The organism is Telluribacter roseus (assembly GCF_017355915.2).
Taxonomy (GTDB): Bacteria; Bacteroidota; Bacteroidia; order Cytophagales; family Spirosomataceae; genus Telluribacter.
Genome location: NZ_JAFEUV020000003.1, coordinates 221077 through 239851 on the forward strand (window position 1 = coordinate 221077; position 18775 = coordinate 239851).

An 18775-nucleotide genomic window follows, 5' to 3' on the forward strand; every position below is an offset into this window, starting at 1 on the left:
CGCTTCAGGTGCGACCGCTACTATCAAAGTCACCGTTACAAACAAATAGTATCACTATCGGTTACTACTGTTAGTACGGTCCTAATTCCCATACAATGATGTTCATAGTTAAATACCCCGTTGCATAGAGACAATGGGGTATTTTGTCTGCTCCACGTGACACCAAACCCTTTACTCACTTCTACTCTAGTAGAATATCCATACGGCGGAAGCTTTATGTAGAGAATATACTTTTCTTTACATACTTGTACTCAAACAACGGCTACTACCTGAAAGGCTATGATCCATCCGCTGGAAACCGAAAGGCTGATTCTCCGAAACTACACGAAAGAGGATCTACCCTATGTACATAGTCTGCGAGCAGAGCCCCTGGTATGGAAGTACTCTACCATTACTACTACCAGTAGCCTCGCGGATGCCAGGGTATACCTGGAGGATGTGCTGGATAAGTATGCTCACCATGCGTGTGGATTTCAGGCCCTGTTTGATAAAAGTACCGGTCAGTACATAGGCGAAGCAGGTGTCATGGCTTTTAACACGGCTGGTAGAAAAGCCGTAATTGGCTATAACCTGCTACCTGACTTTTGGCATAAAGGATACGCTACCGAAATAGTCAACGCCCTGGTTGTTTACCTTTTCGGGAAGATCCATGTGGAGAGAGTAGAAGCTCTGGCCGTGGAGAGTAATGTGGCATCAAGAAAAGTACTGACAAAATCGGGGTTCGTACTGGAAGGAGTACTACGAAACTACGCCTGTATTGATAGCCGGTTTGTCAACGTCTGTATGTATTCGATGATTAGAGCAGACTATGAATATGCCCTGACCAGGCAAAGCTAGGCCATAAAGTATTTAAGGTAAAATGGCTATTATTACCTGTCAATTCAACCTTGCTTTTTCACATTGTACCCGCGCTTTTCTCTTTTCGAAGTACTGGTACTTATTGGCATCAGTCAGGGACTGGTTACGACTGTACTTATCTGGCTCAGAAAGAGGAGTACCAGCCAGTGGCTGCTGTCGCTGGTGTTGATGGTATTTAACCTGCTATGCTTCAAGATACTCCTGCATACTACGGGGCTCTGGCACACCCGGACCTTCAGGTACTTTCCACTGGCGTTTGAGCTGGCCATCCAACCGCTCCTCTGGCTGTACATCCATTCCCTTATCCGCCCCCGCTACCGGCTATCCACAAGGCACTTGCTGCACTTTGTACCTTTTGCACTTTCGTTTATCTACTCCCTGTTTGTGTATATCGCCGTGTATCCACATACTGACCTGGGTGCCAAGGACGCTATTGCCAATGGGTACCACTTCAACCAGGTAAAGGCCCTGGAAGATTACCTCTCCATACTTTCGGGTTTAGTATACTGGTTTTTGGGGTTACGGCTTATCTTACGCTATAGGCGGTGGCTGTACAACACCATTTCTAACACCGACTACCCCACCTACGCCTGGCTCCGCAATGTCCTGCTCCTGATGGGGCTTCTCGTGGCCGGATTGGCCTCGGCCATCCTTCTCGATTCCGTGTTCCGGTTTGGTTCCTCCTATTTTATTCACTGGCAGGTGTTCTTCGTGTACCTGGCCCTTCTGGTGTACTATCTTGGGTACAGAGGTACTCAGGTACCCGACCGAACGCTTGCGGTTGCAGCTGATGAGTCTGGTGTACCGGTTGATTCTGATCGGGATGACTACCCGGAGCTACCGTAGGAAAGGAACCCGGTACCCACTGCCCCGGCAGATAATGTCAATTCAGCGGATAGGGACTCCAGGGTACCCCCTGAACTAACCCAGAAGGTCCGCGAAGCTATCGTGCAGGCCCTCGAGGAGGATGAGCTATACCTTGACCCGGAGCTGAATCTCCAGAAGCTGGCCGAGAGGGTAGGTTTCAGTCCGGCAGTTGTTTCGGCGGTTATCAATAGTGCCTTTCAGAAAAGCTTTCGGAACCTCATTAATGAGTACAGGGTGGCGAAAGTAAAGCAACGGTTGCAGGACCCTGCCACCAGCTACCTTTCCATCGGTGGGATCGCCTATGAATGTGGGTTCAATTCGGAAGCGAGCTTTTACCGGATCTTCAAGGCAGCGGAGGGCGTCACTCCCAAAGAGTACCTGAAGCAGCTCCAGTCCACCCCATAGCGGCATTTTTTACTCTCAAAACAGGTTTTGAGAGCGCCCGAGGGTCCCGTTTCTCTTGCTTTGCCCAAAAACAATCAAGAGAAACATGAGACGAATCAGCTACGTAGCGGGCTTTGTACTACTGGCCTGCTTACTTATTTCGGCCTTGCCCAGAGTCTGGTACCGAGAGAGCCCCTACGGCTCTGAGCTTCCCCGGCGAGCGCTACTGCCCGCCCAGGTACAGGACCAACTCAAAGCGTACGTGCGGGATACCTCACACTATGCGGAATCCCAGCAGGTGGTAGCTATCCATAACGAGGAAATAGTTTTTGAAGAAGGGGACGTGAAGAGGCTGATCAACTGCCACTCGGCCCGCAAGAGCATCATGAGCCTGCTGATTGGCATCGCCAGGGAGAAAGGCTTTCTGAGGCTGGATGAATCCCTCGGACAACTGGGAATTGATGAAAGTAAAACGCCCCTGACACCTCAGGAGAAATCGGCTACCATACGCGATCTGTTGATGGCCCGCTCGGGGGTGTACCTGCCTGCCGAGGCCGAGACAGATTTTGCCAAAGCCAACCGCCCCAGGCGGGAGCAGTATAAACCGGGCGAATTCTTTTTTTACAACAACTTTGACTTTAATGTACTCGGAGCCATTCTTGAGCAGAAGACGGGTAGGTCCATCGGGGAATTCATGGAAGAGTACCTGGCCAGGCCGCTGGAGATGCAGGATTTCTCGGCCTCCCATGTTGTGTACGGCAATCCGTGGCCGGTTCGGGATGATAAGTCGGATTACCGGGTATACTGGATGTACCTAAGCGCCCGGGACTTAGCCAGAGTGGGTGCCATGGTAGCCCAAAGGGGCCTGTGGAAAGGCAAACAGGTAGTATCGGCCGAATGGATCCGGGAAAGTACAGGAGCCTACACCACCACGCTGGACGAAAGCATGTGGCCATTTGACGGCTATGGCTACCTGTGGTGGATGGATAAAGACAACAACACCATCTGGGCCGACGGGTACGGAGGGCAGTTTCTGCTCATTGACACCACCCGAAATCTGGCCATCGCACAGCGAAACTTTACCGGCAACTCGCTTCTCACCTCCGGCCTGTTCATGATCCGGAAAAGAAAGAGGCACGGGGGTAGGGTGCACCTGATGCATATCTATGACCTTATTAAGGGGTATGTTGATGAGGATAAGTAGGCGTGTTTGCCCCTTTTTCTGAGCGGTTCACCCCATTTTCCATTATGCCTCTTTAAAAGGGAATAGCTTTGAGAAATTTATCAGCTATGCAAGACAGGATCCGAACCAGACAAATTCAGCTACTCATACTGACCGGTGCTGCCGTGGTGTATGTACTCCGGCGACTGCTGCAGGAGGCCAACACCTTCAATGGCATGATCCGGCGAGCCCAGTCCGTGGGAGTAACGAATAGCAGAATACTGGATGATCTGGCGGAATATGATCATGTACTTAATACGAATGTGCCGGTCATCGCGGGGGCTGCTCTGGTCCTGCTTGCCCTGTATATGTACTACCGCTTTGCCCTTCCCGCATGGAAGCTCCACACAGCCGGGAGCAGGTGGGGGTATGGCCTGGTGGTACTGTTACTCCTGCTGGCGGCGGTGTTCGTCTATCACTATTTTAAGCTATACGTACGCTACCGCTTCGATAGTCAGGAGCAGATTCTGGGCTTCAGGGTGTACTCCCTGTACAGGAAGCGTACCGTACTGGCCGATGCGCTTGGGGTAGCTATTATCCTGTACTCCTTCGACAGGCTTACTCAGCTGTATTTTTATCTGATAAAACTACTCCAAAAGGACAATGAGCGGCAGGCCCGGGTGATCAGTTACCTGATTGTGGGTAGCGTAGGTGTAGGGCTCCTGAGCCTGGCTCTGCTGGTCCCTGTGCCCCGGGTGCTCTGGAGCAGGCCACTGAATGACCTGTTGCTGTTCCTGGCTTTGATCCTGCTGATCTATCATTTGCAGAACTTCTGCCTGGCCTACATTCTTCCTTTATTAAGGCGTCCCCAATCCTCCCTCTTATTCAACCATATCGTCACGTTTCTGCTGATCGGGTTACTGGGCGCTATCGTGGTGCTTGGAGCCTATGGGTATCCGGCCTTCACCTTTTATTCCCTCAATTTAACCCTTCTATTCTTATCTATTTCCTCCTTTGTCATTGCCTACCTCCGGCAGTCAAACACATCCGAGAAAATTGGTTTGCAGACGGAGGTAACCAGCAAATCGGCTGAGCTTGATAGCTTACGGGCTCAGATCAATCCGCACTTTCTGTTCAATGCGCTCAACAGCCTGTATGCTACGGCTCTGAAGGAGAACAGCGATAAAACGGCTGACGGGATCCAGAGGCTGGGTGACATGATGCGCTTCCTGCTGGAGGAGAACAACCGCGAGCAGATCCCCCTGGCCAAAGAAGTGGAGTACCTGGAGAATTACATCGACATTCAGCGGCTACGGATTGATGAGTCGCAGGGGGTAGATATTAAGGTAAATATCCATGCGCCCGATCGGGAGCTTTACCTGGCTCCCATGCTGCTGGTACCCTTCGTAGAGAATGCCTTCAAGCACGGCGTCAGCCTGCAGCATCCGTCCTGGATCTATATCACCCTGACTACCACGTCTACCCAGCTGTTTTTCAAAGTACATAATTCGCTGCACGTGCGTCCTGTTTTGGAGGCGGAGGAGGTGCGGTCGGGGGTAGGGCTGGATAATGTACGGAAGCGCTTGGGGCTACTCTACCCGGATCGGCACGAGCTCACTATCCAGCAGTCTGAACATGATTACTTCGTGGCCCTGGCACTTGTACTGTAACGCATTATTGCCCGCTTTTCAGCCTAAGATACACTCTATGTCATACCTATAAATCCAATCCCATGAAACTCTCTAACGCATTCACATTGATTGCCTTTCTGGCAGCCAGGGCCACCCTGGCCCAGACGTTCTCTCCCGAAGTAGAACAAAAGATCCGGCAGGTAGAGACCCACTTGCAGCCGCCTATACAGCTGGCGGGGCAGCCCACGGAGTACTATACCATCCAGGACCGGATGGAGCACTACCAGGTACCGTCGGTCAGTATAGCGGTGGTAAACAACGGACGGATTGAATGGGCCAAAGCCTACGGGTACCTGGAGAGTGACAGCCTCCGGAAGGCCGATACCTCAACCCTGTTTCAGGCAGCCTCGATCAGCAAGCCTGTCACCGCCCTAGCAGCCCTCAGGTGGGTGGAGGAGGGGAGATGGCAGTTGGAAGAGGACATCAATAGTTACCTGAAGAGTTGGAAGCTGAAAAGTAATCGTTTTGCAAACCCAAAGCCTATTACCCTGCGGCAGCTCCTGTCACACACGGCGGGGGTGACTGTACACGGCTTCCGCGGGTACATACCAGGCGAGGCTGTTCCCTCCCTGACTCAGATCCTGAACGGCGAAAAGCCAGCCATTTCTCCTCCCATACTTTCGAATATAGAGCCCGGCACCCGATGGAGGTACTCGGGAGGTGGGTATACGGTGGTGCAGCAGGCCCTTCAGGATGGGGCGGGGGTGGATTTCCCTGCGCTGATGCAGCGTACCGTACTGGCACCGCTGGGCATGTCGCGCAGTACATTCATCCAGCCCTTGCCGGATGCCTACCAGGGCAATGCCAGCCGGGGACATTCTGAGGAAGGGAAGCCGGTTCCGGGCGGCTGGTTTATCTACCCCGAGGGGGCGGCTGCCGGCCTGTGGACCACCCCGAGCGATCTGGCCCGTTACCTGATAGAGGTACAGAAATCCTTCCGGGGTGAATCCAACCGCCTCTTATCTGCGGAGATGACGAAGGCCATGCTCACCAGGCAGCAGGGCATCCACGGGCTAGGACCAGAGGTACTGACTGCTGAGGAGGATGTAGTATTTGCCCACGGCGGTAGTAACGTAGGCTACAAGTGCTACTTCTACGGGATGGCCAAAGCCGGGAAGGGCGTCGTCATCATGACCAACGCGGACAACGGGATGAAACTGGTATTTGAACTTATGCGGAGCCTCGCCCAGACCTACGGCTGGCCTCACTACAAGCCTTTTACCCGGACATTAGCTAATGTGTCGAATCAGCAGCTCAGTAAGCTGGCGGGTCACTACCAGCTTAAGGATAATCCGAAACTAACCCTGGAAGTGGCTGCCGGGGAAGGGCATCTGCTGGTGAAGGAACTTTGGAATGGGCGCAAATTTAGTTTACTTCCGGAGTCCGAGCTGGCCTTTTTTGTAAAAGGAGAGGGAGGAAGTTTTAAATTTGCTACCTCCGCCGACGGAACTACCACGGGGCTACTGGCCTTTGGGGAGGATCAATGGGTAAAGGTTAAGTAAGTTATTAATTCGTATCGTATGATGTTGACGGCCATAGCCATTGATGATGAGCCCCAGGCACTGGATGTAGTAAAGCTGCTGGCTCAAAAGGTGCCTTACCTGGACCTCAAGGCTACCTTCACCAATGCCATGGAAGCCCTGGTATACCTGCAGAACAACCGGGTAGACCTGCTCTATATCGACATCAATATGCCGGACATATCGGGTATCGACGTAGTGAAGTCCCTGCCCAGGGCACCGATGGTTGTTTTTACGACCGCCTACTCTGAGTATGCGGTGCAGGGATTTGAGCTGGATGCAATAGATTACCTGCTGAAGCCATTCTCTCTCCCCCGGTTTGTGAAGGCTTGTAACAAGGCGCTGGAGAAGAAACTTTCCCAACAGACCGATGCCGTTGATTCTATTTTTGTCAAGACCGGCTACGAGGAGGAAAAGGTACTACTGAGGGACATCCTGTACATTGAGGCAGATGGAAATTATATCACCTGGGTGCTAACCAACAAGAAGCTTCTCTCACGCCAGACACTCAATGATATCCAGACTATCCTGCCATCCAGCCAGTTTGTACGGGTACATCGCTCTTTTATCATCGCCCTTGATAAAGTAGCCAGGATAGCACGTCATGAATTAACGGTGGGGGATATACAGGTACCCGTGGGGGCTTCCTACGAGCATGTCATGAAAACCATCCGCGAAAAACTTATTTAACCGACGATGTAGGCCCAGGGTACTGACTCAATCCTGTTCACCCACCCTCAGACTTCCTGACGTATACACCAGATAGTAGGTACTTGATCATTGCCTTTCCCCATCTATATACCTGCTACTTGTATATACAGATCTGCCGTTGCGTGATTGGCTTTGCTTAGAGGGTAGTGTACCGGGCTGTTCATCCGTACAAGGATGGCAGCCCGGTTTCTTTTTATGAGCCACTATCCAGGAAATGTACAACCTGCTTTCTGTTCACCAGGTACCACGCTATTCAAAAGATATTTAATAAAATGACTGACAGTCAAAACAATTTTCACAAAAGATGCTTCTTTATCTAGCTATATCACTTGTAGTTACATGATAATTTGGCTCATCATGATAAAAAGTTTACTCATTATTGATGATGAACATACCACAGCGAAGCTCCTGAAACTAACGGTTATCAGACATGGATTCGCCGAAAACATCATCACGTTGAATAATGGTCAGGAGGGAGTGGATTATTTTGAACAGCTGGCTTCCGGAGAAGAAGACGTAGTGCCAGACCTGGTCTTTCTGGATATCAATATGCCTATCATGAATGGCTGGGACTTCCTGGATGAGTTTTCGGCTCGGTTTGAGGAGCTATTTCCGGAAACGAAAATTTGTATGCTGACGTCCTCAGTCGATCCTCAGGATAAGCTACAGGCCTACTACTATTCGAGCGTCATTACCTTTATCAGTAAGCCACTGTTTCTGGAGGAGATCCGACAACTCAGGCATCACACCTGTCTGAAGCATTTTTTCGGGTAGAGGAAGCATAAGAGTCAGGAGTCACTGACTCTTATGCCTGTGCAATCCCTGTTTATTACAGGAGTAATGACTACTTATTCTCGTATGTAGTCCAGCCTGGCCCCGTAGCTCTGGCACCGCCAAACTCCTGGCTTACTACCAGATGTCTTTTCTTATTTAAGTACCACGTCTATTGCGCCTGCCGGGATAGAAGTACATTACACTCCTGCCTGGGGCTTACTACGGGATAGAGTAAGTAACTGCATACTGGCTAAGGAGTAACCAGTGGTAATTTTTTTTGAGCAGGGGCTGAATTGGCAGGAAATATGTATGACTTGTACATAACGTATATACATAGGCCGTAGTGCCTGTATATATATAAAGCATGATAATTAGTCCTCTTCTCTAGTGATGAAAGGCAAAGGCCGTGCTGTTCCCGCATATATCTCAATAAATACTAGTGCCTGACGTAAGGGGTTGTTGTATTAATCGCCTCGTTACGAGCGTGGTAAGCTCTGGTTTGATACTCATAACCGGTAGGGCCGGCATAGGTGTTGGAGCGCTTATAGTGCAGGTATTCCTGATTTGCAAGATCAGGAGCAGACCACGCTTCTGGAATAAGGGCAGGTTAGGGTTTACAGCCAGATCATCTGCCCCGGAGGCAGGTTTTTATAAAACAGGTGGCTCAGTACTAAGTAAAGTCCAGTGGGTGAGCAAGTTGCTTTTTTAGGCTAAAATCGCAGATTTATTAGGCTAATAATGGTTGAAGTGGTACAAAAATTGCATAGTAACTACGTATAATTACGCATAAAACACGTAGTATTACCTGTCTGTCCCTTACTCAACGATTATGAAAAACAAAATTACTGCTGGTCTTTTAGCCCTCTTTTTAGGAGGTATTGGTATTCATCGATTTTACCTGGGCCAGAACGGCCTGGGTATTCTTTGTATCCTTTTTAGCTGGACACTCATTCCATTCGTTTTAGGAGTCATTGATGCCTGCGTATTCTTTATCCAATCCGACAAAGCCTTTGGAATGAAGTATAACTACGGGGCCTTCATCGCTGGTGCATGTCCAAACAGGATATCCATTCATGAGGTGACCCGATATCAGCATGAGTACAACGCCATCAAAAACGCAACGCCCAGAAGATCAAGAATGGGTACCTGGAACTATACCCACACATTGGGATAAGAGTAGCTCAGTCTAATATCAAAAAAGGTAGATCAAGTAGCTATAAGCCGCTAATGCATTAGCGGCTTATACTTTCATTATAACTGCTACATGCTTTAACCTTTGGGTATAAACGAATGCATCATAGTGTCAAAAGCCGCCTGACGAGTACTCGTCAGGCGGCTTTTGCTTGTAAGGAGTTATCCAGGTTGTACAATCAAGCCAGGCGGCGTTCCCTATGCCGACTACTTCACGGATACCTCCATGAAGTACCGCCTGAGTAGTTCGTGGTCTTTCAGCCCTTCCAGGACGTGCAGGCTAAGCGGCTTGTTGATGAAATTAATGACGCAGGGGTGTACGATGGCTTTTACCTCTTCACTGGGATTCAGAAACGAGGTGATGCAGATTTTGGTGCTGGGGAACAGGGGCAGAAAGTGCTTGGTGAATAGCTTTACAAACTCCCAGCCATTCATCACGGGCATACTCAGATCCAGAAATATAAGCTCCGGTATTATCCCTTCCGGGTTGGAGGATACATATTCGAAATAATCCAGTGCCTTGGTGGACTTGCTCATCGAGATGATATTTTTGGCAAATCCGGTTTTGATAATCTTGTGTTTTGTAATAAACATGGAGATCTCATCGTGATCTACCACCATTACATGATTTATCATTTTTTAGTCTATGTTGAGTAAAGCAAGTGAACGATGCTTGTTAGTCAACAATAATTAGGCCGAGAGTCGTTGGGAGGCGGCACCGCTTACTAAATAAATATATAACGGGCTAATAAGCCACGGAGTCTACCCGTGCGATCCGGAAGCAGCAGCGTCCTCATAAGATCAGTAGTAGCTGCACAGGATGTTAACTACTTTGACGAGATATGCTACGGATTGTAGATTCTCTTTGTATCAGGCGGCTTTCCAATATTACTTCCTGAGCTTCAAAGTGGCTCTTTCGTATATGTTTAAGTAGCAACTCACAGCTTTTTAAGCCGATTTCATAGGCAGGTTCAGCGATAGTTGACAGTGTAGGTGATACAATCTCTGATATAGGATCATTAGTAAAGCCAATCACCCCAATCTCTTCGCCAACTTTTATAGCATTTCTTTTTAAAGCCAGTATGGCGCCTACGGCTTTTCTGTCGTTTACTGCAAAAATAGCATCAGGTACACGTTCTCCTCCCAGAAGTTTAAGGGCGTCCTCCTCTCCATCTTTTTGGGAAAAGCCTGAGTGGATAACCCATTCCGGATAGCTTGCTATACCATATTGATCTAACGCGGCATAATAACCGAGCAGCCGGTTGTCAGTTAGCTGTAATCCCTTCGGACCCGTTATATGCGCTATCTTATTGTAGCCACTTTTGATTAAGGTCTCCACAGCCATAAAAGCGCCGTTAAAATCATCCTGCATAACTTTAGAGGTGTGAATGGTAGGTACGACTCTATCAAAAAAAACTACTGGCAGACCATCATCTATCAGATCCTGGAAGTGGGTGTAGAAATTAGTTTGGGAAGATACGCAGGCCAGCAAGCCATCCAGACTACTCAAGGATAGGTTTTTTACAATCCTGATCTCATTCTCAGGAGAGTCATTGGTAATATACAGGATTATGTTGAAGTCGTTTCTTTGCGCAACTTCCTGTATACCCGTTATAACAGTTGAAAAGTAGTAGTTGGTTATGGTAGGGATAATCACACCAATATTATGAGTGCTTTGTCGTACCAGTCCCGTTGCATTAAAGTTTGGCTTGTAATTCAGCTCAGTTGCTACATCCAAGACTTTTTTACGCGTTTCCGGCCTTACATCATAGCTGTCACGCAACGCCCTTGACACAGTTGCTACCGAAATGCCTAGTACCCGGGCGATATCTTTTATAGTCGTGTATCTTTTACGCACGGTGAAATGGTTAGTCCTGCTCGATAAACAATAAGCGTTTTAGCTCTTTGGCTTACTCCTTTACTCTTCCGGTACCCAAGCTGCTTCCTTTTGATCTACATGTAAACGTTCTCGTAACTATTTTGCGGGGTTTAGGAGCAAGCCAATAAGAACAGTTGTAAATTACTGAAAAGAGCAATTAAAGTATTGCTAAACAGCCTAACCCTAAATGATTATTTGCTTATGAAGGATAATCTACCTTTTTACATGAAATCACTGCTGCTGTTTCTGGCGGTTCTACTTTCCGGGCAGGCCCAAGCTCAGGGAGGAAGAGAAGTAAAGGGAACAGTCATTGATGCTGTTACTAGTACGGCTTTACCAGGAGTTAGTATTGTCGTGAAAGGTACAACCCGCGGTACCCAAACGGACGCAGAAGGAAAGTACAGTATCCGGGTTGAATCCAACGAGGTGCTGGGGTTCTCCTTCATTGGGTATGAAATGCAGGAATTCAACGTTCAGAATCAGAGTACACTTGACATCCAGCTGAAGCCTTCACAGACTAATCTGGATGAATTGGTAGTAGTAGGTTATGGTACTATGAAGAAAAGTGATCTGACGGGTGCCGTAGCCCGGGTAGACGCAAAAACATTTCAGAACCAACCCATGACCCAGCTAACGGATATGTTAACGGGTACGGTTGCAGGTTTTAATGCTAATCAAAGTACTTCAGCCTCCGGCGGAAGCTCAATGCAGATCAGGGGCCCCAAATCACTGAATGCATCCACGAGTCCTATGATCGTTATGGATGGGGTTATTTTCAATGGAAGCATTTTGGATATAAATCCTGCCGATATAGAAACCGTTGACATCTTAAAAGATGCCAGCTCAGCAGCAGTGTTCGGTGCCAGAGCGGCAGCAGGGGTAATTCTGATCACTACCAAAAAAGGGAAAACGGGTAAGCCTACTATAAATGTCACATCCAATGTAGGTATAACGGAGGTAACCAACGATTTTAAGCCTTTTGATGCGCAGGGGTATCTGACGTATAGAAGGGATGTGCTAAGGGCTATCAACCCTAATATGCCGGGTTTTTACTATGATAACCCTGCTATGTTACCCAGTGGAGTCACCCTGGAGGAGTGGCGAAATGCGAGCAAGAACCCTCAGGCTGATAACACGCAGGAATGGTTAGGCCGACTCCGGTTTTTCCCAATCGAGACTGAGAACTACCTGGCCGGCAAGACCGTCGACTGGTATAACGAAGTGATTCAAAAGGGACTCCGTCAGAACTATGATGTTAGTATTGGCGGTGGATCTAAGGACGTCACCTACTATTGGTCAATCGGGTATCAGAATAATGAAGGCGTCATTCGTGGTGACAAGTTTTCGACGATTCGGTCAAGGTTAAACGTCGACTTCAGGGTGACAGACTGGCTTAATGTCGGGGTGAATACTCAATTTGCTGATCGGGACGAAAGTTCTGTTCAGGCAAACCTGTCACAAATGTTTGTAATGAGCCCCTACGGGTCCATGTTCGAGCAGAATGGTGATGTCTCTTGGTTTCCTAACGGCTTTGCTACGGCCAATCCAATGATAGACTACTACGGGCAGGACAGGATGCGAAAGGTACATACGCTCTTCTCATCTCTTTTTGCCAAAGTTAACCTGCCATTGGGCTTTAGCTACAAGATTTCATTTCAGCCACGTTACCGGTTTTTGAAGGATTACAATTTCTGGTCCTCCAAAACCATTATGGGAGGTGCAACCCGTTCCAACGGATATGGTATGCGTGATGAATCTTCACAGTACGAATGGATACTCGATAATTTGGTTCACTGGAACAAGGAGATAGGCATTCACAGATTTGATCTGACTCTTCTGTATAGTTCAGAGCAAAATAGAAGCTGGGCTTCAACCCTGGCTAATCAGACATTTGTCCCGAATCAGAATCTAGGCTTTCATGGATTGCAGTACGGTACCAATCCTGCCCTGACCACCACTGATACCTTAATCACGGGTGATGCGGCCATGGCTAGAATCAATTATAGTCTGCTGGATAAGTACCTGTTTACTGCCTCGGTAAGAAGGGATGGTTATTCGGCCTTTGGAGTGAAAAATCCGAGAGCTACATTTCCCGCCGCTGCTTTTGCTTGGAAGATATCTGATGAGAAATTCTTCAATATTGATATGATAAGTCAGATGAAGTTTCGGGTGTCATGGGGGGTGAACGGAAACCGGGATATTGGCGCTTATTCTGCACTTGCTCAACTGATATCTAATCAATATTACGATGGGTCTAATGTCCAGGTGGGGGTATTCAATAACTCTCTAGCTAATCCAAATCTGGTTTGGGAGAAAACAGAGTCGATAAATCTGGGTCTGGACCTGAGCTTGTTGCGTAACCGCGTTGATATCAGTGCTGAGTACTATGACATGACCACTACTGATCTGCTCATGAACCGGCTCCTACCCGAGATTACTGGCTTCAAGAATATTACCTCCAATCTTGGAAAACTTGGTAATAGGGGGTTCGAGTTGACCATGAATACGGTCAATCTGGAAAGAAATAACTTCAGCTGGCGGTCTAATCTGGTGTTTTCATTTAACAGGAATAAGATTAAAAACTTATTTGGAGACTATGTAGAAGAAGAAGTAGATGGTAAGATCATAAGAAAGGAGCTACCTGATTATACAAACGAATGGTTTCCTGGACAGGCTCTGGATGCCATCTGGAACTACAATGTAACAGGAGTGTGGCAAATGAATGAGAAAGATGCAGCTGCCGTTTACAGGCAACAGCCAGGTGACTACAAAGCCATAGATGTGGATGGAAATGGCAAGTACGAAGCCCTGATAGATAAGATGTTCATAGGTTACCTGCAGCCAAGATATCGATTCGGACTAAGGAATGAATTCACCTTCCTGAAAAACTTTACAGCATCCATATTCATCAGGAGTGAACTTGGGCACCTGGGGCAATTCCAGGAAGGCCTACGCTTTGGTGGTTCAGATACCTATGACAGGCGGAACACCCATGCCTTCCCCTACTGGACTCCTGATAATCCGATCAATGACTTTGCTAGCCTGACTAATAATTCCTACGTTTTTGGGGGCGGTATCAGGATTTATAAACCTCGCTCCTTTGTCAGAATTCAGGATGTCTCCCTAGCTTATGGGTTGCCAAGTTCTCTGGCTGAACGTTTGAAGCTTAACAGTATGCGGATTTTCGCATCAGTCCGTAACCTCTACAGTTTCGATAAGTGGCCCGGTTGGGACCCTGAGACAGGAAATACGCCTCTGCCCCGAAATTTCACCGTTGGATTCAATTTGTCATTGTAATCAAGAAAAGGACTATGAAACGCCTGAAATATATATCAATAGTAGTGGTGCTGCTGACCTTAGCATCATGTGATACCGAATGGTTAAAGCCGGAACCCCTTTCTTTTTTCAGTCCTGAAAATGTCTTTGTGGATAAAGCAGGATTTGAATCATTGCTGATCACCATGAGAAAGGACCTGAAAAACGAAAATACGGGTACCATGCCCAACCTGGTAATGGAGTTTGCCGCTTCAGATCTGGCCTCTCCCTGGTCGCAACTAGATTTCTATAACCTGACACCTAATACAGATCAGTATTATAGATTCTTATCCATGTTTACTCAAATCTATGCATCCATCAAGAATGCTAATGTTCTGATATCGCGGATCGATAATATCCAATGGGCTTCTCAACAGGAACGGAATGCCATATTAGCAGAAGCTTACTGGCACCGGGCGTACTGGTATTATCGACTTGTCAACTCCTATGGAGACGTTCCTTTTATAAATAATGAGATTCAGGGGGCAAAGCTTGATTTTCAGTCCCATAGCCGATGGGCCGTTCTAAAAAAAATCCAGTCCGACGTGGAGTTTGCGGTAGAGTGGCTTCCGGTAGCAGCCAGGGCTGGGGCCATTTCGAAAGGTGCAGCCAACCACTTACTAACAAAAATATACCTGGCTAATACCGAATTTGATAAAGCAATTGAAGCTGCGACACGAGTCATCAATGGGCCGTATGCACTTATGCAGCAAAGGTTTGGTATTGATGCAAATAACAAGACGCGGAATCTTATCTGGGACTTACATCGTGCCAAAAACTTCAACACAGCCCAGAATACTGAAACCATACTGGCGACTGTTGATCGCTTTGAGGCTCCTCCGGGTGCAAGATCAGCAGGGCTCTATACCATGCGTATGTATAACCCTCAGTGGTTCCAGCCTCAGGTGCTTGACAGTAAAGGTAAGCCCGGAATGGTTGCGAGCGGCCCTATGTATGACTCTCTGGGAAGAGGAAATGCTAACGTCCGCCTCACCTGGTTTTATCAGTATGGCCTCTGGAGTTACGGTGGGCACGACTGGCGTACTACACCTGACCTCCGCAGAAGTGATATAAATTGGGTAGATATACATGAGTTTAAATACAATAACCCCGCCTCTGCAGACTTCGGTAAACCTATAAATGTGGCCTACCTGGCTAATCCGGTAGATACTTTCAAACATGTGTATGCTATCCCGCACTACATCATGTACAATCCTCAGGACGATCCAAAGGCGCAGCCAATGGGGGGGAATGGCGACTGGTACGTGTACCGACTGGCTGAGACGTATCTGCTAAGAGCGGAGGCTTACTACTGGAAGAACCAGTTAGCCCAGGCCGCGGAGGATATCAATAAAGTCAGGGAGCGTGCCAAAGCCTTACCTACAACAGCCGGTGAAGTCACTATTGACTTCATCATGAATGAGCGGGCCCGTGAGCTGTTTGCCGAAGAGCCCCGACATTCCGAGTTGGTCAGGGTTTCGTACATCATGGCAAAATCAAACCTTGGTGGTTATAGCCTGAACAATTTCAGCCAGAAGAACTACTACTATGATCGGGTAATGAGGCACAACAAGACGTATGAAAAGAAAGTGCAGCTATTAGGAAATACCGCCAATATGGCGCCATTTCATGTACTCTGGCCTATTCCCTCCAATGTTATAACGGCTAATACCAAAGGTGTTATTAACCAGAATGCGGGATATGATGGAGCCGAGAAAAACATACCTGCGCTGACTACTGTCGAGTAACACCATCTGTCGGGTTTTCAGAAGGTTTGCCGACCAGCATTAGGGTACTACCAGCTTTAGAGTAATCACTTTCACCGAAGGAGGTAAGCTCTTATAACTATTTACTGAAGTCAATCAAAAACAGGAACAATGAATAAAAGAGACTTTCTTAAACTGGCAGGATTAGGTGGGGTAGGACTGGCCGGAAGTACATTAGGTCAAGGCTGTGCCTCTACTAAATCCACTACGAACTTATCCCATATCAAAAAGCAGGCTGACGGAGGGCATCGACAGACTTTTAATATGTCTGGTTTTGCCGCGCCCAAAATAGATACCGTCCGCATCGGGTACATTGGTATGGGTAGTAGAGGGAACGGGGCCATAAAACGAATTATTCACCTTGATAATGTGGATGTAAAGGCCTTATGCGACATCCGTACCGCGAATGTTAACACGGCAAAAAAGATATTCGAAGGTACCTCCCATAATCCAGCCCTTTATTCGGGACAGGAAGATGAATGGAAAAAGGTGTGTGAGAGGGATGATGTAGATCTGATCTATATCTGTACACCCTGGAATCTGCATACGCCCATGGCTCTATACGCGATGGAGCAGGGAAAACATGTCGCCTGCGAAATTCCAATTGCCACTACGGTTGAAGACTGCTGGAAGCTGGTAGAAACTTCGGAACGGACCAAGAAGCATTGTATGATGCTGGAGAACTGCTGTTATGATTTCTTCGAGTTACTGACGCTCAACATGGCCCGCCAAGGCTTCTTCGGGGATATTGTGCACGTGGAGGGGGGATATATCCATGATATTTACGACTCATTTTTTGATAAATCCAAGCGCTATAATATGTGGCGTTTAAGAGAAAATCAGCGAAATGGAAATCTTTATCCCACACACGGGCTAGGTCCGGTATGTCAGGTACTTAATATTAACCGAGGAGATAGAATGGACTACCTGGTTTCAACCGCAAGTGATGATTTTATGCTTGCCGAAAGAGCCCACAAGCTGGCTCAGGAGGACCCTGCTTTCAAAGAATTCGCCGGTAAGACATTTCGTGGTAACATGAATACCACTACCATTCGTACCCACAATGGTAAAACCATCATGCTGCAGCATGATGTTACCTCACCAAGACCCTATTCGCGTATTCATCTGATCAGCGGTACCAAGGCTACTGCACTTAAATATCCGTTACCCGGACGTATCTCAAAAGGACACGAATGGATGTCAGAAGAAGAGTTTAAGACACTAGAGAAAAAGTACGAGCCTGTAATTATTAAGAGAATAGGAGAGCTAGCCAAAAAAGTTGGTGGGCACGGAGGTATGGACTTCCTGATGGATTGGCGGCTGATAGACTGTCTGCGCAACGGCTTGCCACTGGACCAGGATGTGTACGATGCAGCATCATGGAGTGTGATTTCACCACTAAGTGAATGGTCGGTAGCTAACCGTTCCAACTCAATTGACATTCCTGATTTTACATCAGGTTCGTGGAAAACTAACAAGCCGGTGGATATCTCGCTGCTTGAAGGGGGAAACACCAAGGTAAAAGCCTAAAACCTATGGGTCGCCTGTAGACAACATACAATGTATGTCTTGCTGGTGGACTGACCTCTACGCCATTTCTATCTATTAATCCATACGTTGATGAAAGTTACTATTACAAAAACAAACAAGGAGCTGGGCAAGGCTGCCGGCAAAGAATCAGCAAGAATAATTCGAAAGGCTATTGATGATAAAGGCTATGCTAACATCATATTAGCAACCGGTACCAGCCAGTTCGAGACAATCGACCAGCTTTTAATTGAAGACATTGATTGGAGCAAAGTTACCATGTTTCATCTGGATGAGTACATAGGTTTGCCCATCTCACATCCTGCGAGTTTTCGTAAGTACCTGAGAGAACGTTTTCTGGAGAAAGTGGCACCCTTAAAGGCAATCTACCTCATAAATGGAGAGAATAATCCTGAAACGGAGTGTAACCAATTAAACGATATTATAAGTCAGCACCCTATCGATTTAGCTCTTGTGGGAGTTGGTGAAAATGGTCATCTGGCCTTTAATGATCCCCCAGCTGATTTTGACATAGAGAGTCCCTATCTGATTGTCAATTTAGACGAAGCCTGCCGGAGACAACAGCTAAATGAGGGATGGTTCAACTCTATTGAAGAAGTACCTACCCAGGCCATAAGTATGTCTGTGAAACAAATAATGAAGTCGGAGTACATTATTTGTTCGGTACCTGATGCCCGCAAAGCGCAAGCCGTTAAAAACAGCCTGGAACTGGAGGTAAGTAATCTGTTCCCCGCTAGTATATTACAACTACATCCTAATTGTACTTTTTATCTGGATGAACTTTCGGCTATTTTGCTTTCCGAAGAGGTAAATTTCTAGGAGTAGATAATTCCTGTTACAGCTACTAGTGAAGATAGAGTTAAGTTCTGAATAGTAATTAAACCTGGTCCAGGATAGACTGATAAGCCCTGTGTGCTGCTGATACTATCAGGTTACAATAAATAGGGAGCCTTTAAGAGGCTCCCTATTTATTAAGGGGCATTAGGATGAGTAAACAGTTAGCTTTTATACATGTAGCGTACATAGCTGATGGATTGGTAGTAGTGTGAATCCTACTATTGAACCAAGTTAATACCTTACCCTGGCAGTGACTTGCCTGGAGCAGATCC

15 protein-coding genes are annotated in these 18775 nt (G+C 47.4%); 13 read left to right on the plus strand and 2 right to left on the minus strand.

The window, feature by feature from the left end:
* The first annotated feature begins 279 nt into the window (after positions 1-279).
* From JTN23_RS07110 to JTN23_RS07150, 9 genes are all read left to right on the plus strand, one after another.
* A complete protein-coding gene (locus JTN23_RS07110; RefSeq protein WP_247233390.1) occupies positions 280-837 on the plus strand; it encodes a GNAT family N-acetyltransferase in 558 nt (185 codons plus the stop codon).
* Positions 838-900: 63 nt separating this feature from the next.
* On the plus strand, positions 901-1704 hold the full coding sequence (locus JTN23_RS07115) for a hypothetical protein (RefSeq protein WP_247233391.1): 804 nt from the start codon (positions 901-903) through the stop codon (positions 1702-1704).
* A gap of 102 nt (positions 1705-1806) precedes the next feature.
* A complete protein-coding gene (locus JTN23_RS07120; protein WP_247233392.1) occupies positions 1807-2130 on the plus strand; it encodes a helix-turn-helix domain-containing protein in 324 nt (107 codons plus the stop codon).
* Between the two features lie 85 nt (positions 2131-2215).
* Entirely contained in the window at positions 2216-3313 is a 1098-nt protein-coding gene (locus JTN23_RS07125; protein WP_247233393.1) for a serine hydrolase domain-containing protein, read from the plus strand.
* A gap of 86 nt (positions 3314-3399) precedes the next feature.
* Positions 3400-4941, plus strand: coding sequence for a sensor histidine kinase (locus JTN23_RS07130; RefSeq protein WP_247233394.1), 1542 nt, complete (start codon positions 3400-3402; stop codon positions 4939-4941).
* Between the two features lie 62 nt (positions 4942-5003).
* Complete coding sequence (locus tag JTN23_RS07135; RefSeq protein ID WP_247233395.1) at positions 5004-6464, plus strand: serine hydrolase domain-containing protein; 1461 nt, start codon at positions 5004-5006, stop codon at positions 6462-6464.
* Between the two features lie 18 nt (positions 6465-6482).
* A complete protein-coding gene (locus tag JTN23_RS07140) occupies positions 6483-7172 on the plus strand; it encodes a LytR/AlgR family response regulator transcription factor (protein ID WP_247233397.1) in 690 nt (229 codons plus the stop codon).
* 378 nt (positions 7173-7550) lie between these two features.
* Positions 7551-7967, plus strand: a complete 417-nt coding sequence (locus JTN23_RS07145; protein ID WP_247233399.1) for a response regulator — start codon at positions 7551-7553, stop codon at positions 7965-7967.
* 829 nt (positions 7968-8796) lie between these two features.
* Entirely contained in the window at positions 8797-9141 is a 345-nt protein-coding gene (locus JTN23_RS07150; protein WP_247233400.1) for a TM2 domain-containing protein, read from the plus strand.
* 224 nt (positions 9142-9365) lie between these two features.
* On the opposite strand, the gene JTN23_RS07155 is transcribed toward JTN23_RS07150, so the two are convergent.
* A complete protein-coding gene (locus JTN23_RS07155) occupies positions 9366-9794 on the minus strand; it encodes a response regulator (protein WP_247233401.1) in 429 nt (142 codons plus the stop codon).
* Between the two features lie 187 nt (positions 9795-9981).
* A complete protein-coding gene (locus JTN23_RS07160) occupies positions 9982-11016 on the minus strand; it encodes a LacI family DNA-binding transcriptional regulator (protein ID WP_247233402.1) in 1035 nt (344 codons plus the stop codon).
* 246 nt (positions 11017-11262) lie between these two features.
* Here JTN23_RS07160 and JTN23_RS07165 point away from each other — a divergent pair, with 246 nt between their 5' ends.
* The 4 genes from JTN23_RS07165 (at position 11263) to JTN23_RS07180 (ending at position 18485) form a co-directional block, all read left to right on the plus strand.
* The gene (locus JTN23_RS07165) at positions 11263-14334 is read left to right on the plus strand and encodes a SusC/RagA family TonB-linked outer membrane protein (protein WP_247233403.1); all 3072 of its coding nucleotides are present in this window, start codon (positions 11263-11265) and stop codon (positions 14332-14334) included.
* Between the two features lie 14 nt (positions 14335-14348).
* Positions 14349-16100 carry a RagB/SusD family nutrient uptake outer membrane protein gene (locus JTN23_RS07170; protein WP_247233404.1) on the plus strand — a complete coding sequence of 584 codons (1752 nt, stop codon included), beginning with the start codon at positions 14349-14351 and terminating at the stop codon, positions 16098-16100.
* A gap of 129 nt (positions 16101-16229) precedes the next feature.
* Positions 16230-17648 (plus strand): Gfo/Idh/MocA family protein, encoded by a 1419-nt coding sequence (locus tag JTN23_RS07175; protein WP_247233406.1) that lies wholly within the window; start codon positions 16230-16232, stop codon positions 17646-17648.
* Positions 17649-17738: 90 nt separating this feature from the next.
* The gene (locus tag JTN23_RS07180) at positions 17739-18485 is read left to right on the plus strand and encodes a glucosamine-6-phosphate deaminase (RefSeq protein ID WP_247233408.1); all 747 of its coding nucleotides are present in this window, start codon (positions 17739-17741) and stop codon (positions 18483-18485) included.
* Positions 18486-18775 lie beyond the last annotated feature (290 nt).

What these genes read in the sequence shown, in the direction of transcription:
- JTN23_RS07110 (WP_247233390.1), top strand. Translation starts at nt 280, where the DNA reads ATGATCCATCCGCTGGAAACCGAAAGGCTGATTCTCCGAAACTACACG.
- JTN23_RS07125 (WP_247233393.1), top strand. Translation starts at nt 2,216, where the DNA reads ATGAGACGAATCAGCTACGTAGCGGGCTTTGTACTACTGGCCTGCTTA.
- JTN23_RS07130 (WP_247233394.1), top strand. Translation starts at nt 3,400, where the DNA reads ATGCAAGACAGGATCCGAACCAGACAAATTCAGCTACTCATACTGACC.
- JTN23_RS07135 (WP_247233395.1), top strand. Translation starts at nt 5,004, where the DNA reads ATGAAACTCTCTAACGCATTCACATTGATTGCCTTTCTGGCAGCCAGG.
- JTN23_RS07140 (WP_247233397.1), top strand. Translation starts at nt 6,483, where the DNA reads ATGATGTTGACGGCCATAGCCATTGATGATGAGCCCCAGGCACTGGAT.
- JTN23_RS07145 (WP_247233399.1), top strand. Translation starts at nt 7,551, where the DNA reads ATGATAAAAAGTTTACTCATTATTGATGATGAACATACCACAGCGAAG.
- JTN23_RS07150 (WP_247233400.1), top strand. Translation starts at nt 8,797, where the DNA reads ATGAAAAACAAAATTACTGCTGGTCTTTTAGCCCTCTTTTTAGGAGGT.
- JTN23_RS07155 (WP_247233401.1), bottom strand. Translation starts at nt 9,794, where the DNA reads ATGATAAATCATGTAATGGTGGTAGATCACGATGAGATCTCCATGTTT.
- JTN23_RS07165 (WP_247233403.1), top strand. Translation starts at nt 11,263, where the DNA reads ATGAAATCACTGCTGCTGTTTCTGGCGGTTCTACTTTCCGGGCAGGCC.
- JTN23_RS07170 (WP_247233404.1), top strand. Translation starts at nt 14,349, where the DNA reads ATGAAACGCCTGAAATATATATCAATAGTAGTGGTGCTGCTGACCTTA.
- JTN23_RS07175 (WP_247233406.1), top strand. Translation starts at nt 16,230, where the DNA reads ATGAATAAAAGAGACTTTCTTAAACTGGCAGGATTAGGTGGGGTAGGA.
- JTN23_RS07180 (WP_247233408.1), top strand. Translation starts at nt 17,739, where the DNA reads ATGAAAGTTACTATTACAAAAACAAACAAGGAGCTGGGCAAGGCTGCC.